The 628-nt window shown below is 39.0% G+C and carries 1 protein-coding gene; it reads left to right on the top strand.

The window, feature by feature from the left end; translation table 11 throughout:
- Positions 1-194 precede the first annotated feature (194 nt).
- The coding region (locus N1032_RS26115; protein WP_259543547.1) for a DUF5309 domain-containing protein at positions 195-628 on the top strand (434 nt) is incomplete at its 3' end.

The raw sequence follows: 628 nt of genomic DNA, 5'->3' as shown, positions 1-628 counted from the left end.
TAAGTTTACTGTTAAGTCTAAAACAACTGGTGGCGTAGCTGTTGGTCCTGTTGAATTGACTGTAACTGCTGCACCTGCTGCTCCAGTTAAATTGACAGTTACTTTCATCTAATAAATAGCTCAGGCTAATATGATAAGCCCTGCCCTTATAGGGTGGGGCTTTTTTGTTTATAAATTTTAAGGATAAGTACAAAATGGCCACTTTGTATTCTTATGATCTGCAAGGTAAGAAAGACAGTTTTGCGGACTGGATTTCTAATATTAGCCCTACAGATACGTTTATTGTTACTGGCTCTAAGAAAGAAGCCACTCCGCAGCCTCGCTATAAATGGCAGATTGATGCTCTTGATAAAGTAGTGTATGACTTAGCTTCTGTTGAATCAATTCTTGAAGGTGCTGATTTTAACCCATCTGCTACCCCTGTAATCAAAGTACGTTCTACAGAAGAGAAAGATGGAATCACTCAAATCTTCAAGAAAACCTTTACCATCTCTGACAGTGCATTAGCTGTAGCTACTCATGGTCGTGCTAGTGAACTTAAATATCAGTTAGAGAAAGCTGCTAAAGAACTTAAGAACGTAATGGAAGTTGTGTTCAGCTCTAAACAGCTTAAACGTCCAGCATCTGC

It is taken from the genome of Herbiconiux daphne, from assembly GCF_024979295.1.
Lineage (GTDB): Bacteria > Actinomycetota > Actinomycetes > Actinomycetales > Microbacteriaceae > Herbiconiux > Herbiconiux daphnes.
The sequence above is the reverse complement of the archived record's forward strand: the minus strand, read 5'-3'. Positions and strand labels throughout refer to the sequence as shown.